The 2,437-nt window shown below is 63.1% G+C and carries 2 protein-coding genes; both read right to left on the bottom strand.

Features of this window, described 5'->3' with window-relative positions; all coding sequences use genetic code 11:
* On the bottom strand, window positions 1–925 hold a 925-nt coding region (locus AC1DLB_RS27635; RefSeq protein ID WP_477786060.1), incomplete at its 3' end, for an ABC transporter ATP-binding protein.
* Window positions 922–2,437, bottom strand: a 1,516-nt coding sequence (locus tag AC1DLB_RS27630; protein ID WP_477786059.1) for an ABC transporter permease, incomplete at its 5' end; no start/stop codon positions are given. The genes AC1DLB_RS27635 and AC1DLB_RS27630, both read right to left, overlap by 4 nt.

The raw sequence follows: 2,437 nt of genomic DNA, 5'->3' as shown, positions 1-2,437 counted from the left end.
ATGTGCAGGTATTACCGCCGAAGTCGCATTCGGTGACCACGCCGCGACAGCCGTCCTGTTGCTCCAGGCCGTGGGGCGCGCTGATCAGCTGAAGTTGCTCGGGGCGCAGCATGATTTGCGCTGATCGGTTGTTTCTGTGGTTGTTGACCGGTATGCGACCCAGATCGCAATGAGCCCAACCCGCTTCGATTCTGGCCGGCATGACCACGGCATCCCCGAGAAACAGGGCGGTTTGTTCATCGGCGGGATAGCGGTAAAGGTCCAGCGGATGTCCGGATTGCACTAGCCGGCCCTGACGCATCACCGCCAACTGATCGGCGAATGACAACGCTTCACTTTGATCGTGAGTCACCAGAATGGTCGTGACACCGGCGTCAGCCAGAAGCCTTGCGACCAATTTGCGCATGGCGGCGCGCAAACCGGTATCGAGTGCCGAAAACGGCTCGTCCAGCAACATCAGCCGTGGTTGTTGCGCCAGGGCCCGGGCCAGCGCGACACGCTGTTGCTGGCCGCCGGAGAGTTCATGCGGCCAACGATTGGCCATACTCGAGTCCAGTGCCACGCTGTCCATCAACTCGGCGACACGTTCCTGTTTGGCAACGCCCTTGGCCGCCAGCCCGAAACCGATGTTGGCGGCTACGGTCATGTGCGGGAACAGCGCACCATCCTGCGGAACATAGCCGATCAAGCGTTGATGCGCGGGGACCTCGCGGGTGCCGTCGACCAGCATTTGACCATTGAGCGCAAGGCTGCCCGAGTCCGGGAACTCGAAACCGGCGATCATTCGCAGCAAGGTGGTCTTGCCCGAACCGGACGGGCCGACGATCACCGTACGGCTTCCCGTCGGCACCGACAGGCTGATGTTCTCCAGGGCTCGGTGAGAACCGTAGGACTTGCAGATCGAGTGGAGTTCAAGAGTGTTCATCGGCCAGCCGTGCGTTTGGATTGATGGTAAAGAAGTCCGGTTAACGGAAGCGACAGCAGAATCATGAGCAAGGCATAGGGCGCCGCGGCGGCATAGTCGATTTCACTGGTCATTGCCCAGAAACCGGTAGCCAGGGTGCGCGTGCCATTGGGGGCGAGCAGCAGGGTGGCGGTCAACTCATTGCTGACCGCCAGAAACACCAGCGCAGCGCCGGCGGCAGCACCGGGTGCGGCCAGGCGCAGAGTGATCAGCCACAACGCCCGACCAGGCGAACGGCCGAGGCTGCGCGCCATGTTCTCCAGTTCCACCGGCGCCTGGGCGATGCCTGCGCGCAAACTCACCAGGGCGCGGGGCAAAAACATCAGTAAATACGCCAGCAGCACCGTGATGGTGGTCTGGTAAATCGGCCGGGCAAAATGAATCGTCAGCGTTACCAGCGCCAGCGCAACGACAATCCCCGGCAACGCGCTGGTAATGTAGTTGCAGCTTTCCAGCACACGTTGCAACGGGCCCGGTGAGCGAATCGACAGCCAGGCGATCGGGATGGCCGCGCATGTGGTAATTAGCGCGCCGGCGGCCCCGAGCATCAGCGTCTGCTCCAGCGCCGGCAGCAGTTCGCTCAGGTTCCAGACTTGCGCGCCACCGTCGATCAGCCACTTGCCAAGGGTGATCAACGGCACACCGAGTGCCAGCACACAGGTCATGCCTTGCAGCGTCAGCGCGAGCAGGGTGGTGCGCAACTTCAAGCGCACAATCCTTTGTTCGCGCGCGCTTCCCGACCCGACCCGGGCGTAGCGCGCCGTGCCGCGAGCAGCCGACTCGGCCGTCAGCATGGCCAGGCAGCAGAGCGCGAGGACGCCGGCCAGCATATTGGCGGCAGGCCCGTTGAAGGTGGACTTGAACTGATCGAAGATGGCCGTGGTGAAGGTGTCGAAGCGAATCATCGCGTACAGACCGTACTCGGCCAGCAGGTGCAGCCCCACCAGCAAGGCACCGCCGCAGATGGCCAGGCGCAACTGCGGCAGCACCACGCGAAAGAACACTGCCCAGGGCTTGAGCCCCAACGACTCGGAGACATCTTCGATGGCCGGATCGAGCCGGCGCAAAGTCGCTGCTATCGGCAGGTAAAGAAACGGGAAATAGGCGATGACCGACACCAGAACGCCGGCAAACAGGCCATGAATCGGTGGCACCAGACTGACCCACGCATAGCTGTGCACGAATGCCGGCACCGCCAGCGGCGCCGTCGCCAACAGCGACCACCAGCGCCGCCCCGGCAAGTTGGTGCGTTCCGTCAACCAGGCCAGCGCCAGACCCAGTGCGATGCACAAGGGAATGGTGAGCACCACCAGCAGCACGGTGTTGATCAGCAACTCGCCGACGCGTGGGCGCCATACCAGCGTCACCAGCGTCGCCCAGCCAGTCTGCACCGATACGCCGATCACGAAAGCAATCGGCAGCAACGCCAGCAACGACATCAGCACCGACAGGCTAATCACCCAGGCGCCGCCG

The sequence above is a fragment of the Pseudomonas sp. 05N434 genome, from assembly GCF_056396965.1.
Note: the sequence above shows the minus strand (reverse complement) of the source record. Positions and strands in the feature narration are given on the sequence as shown.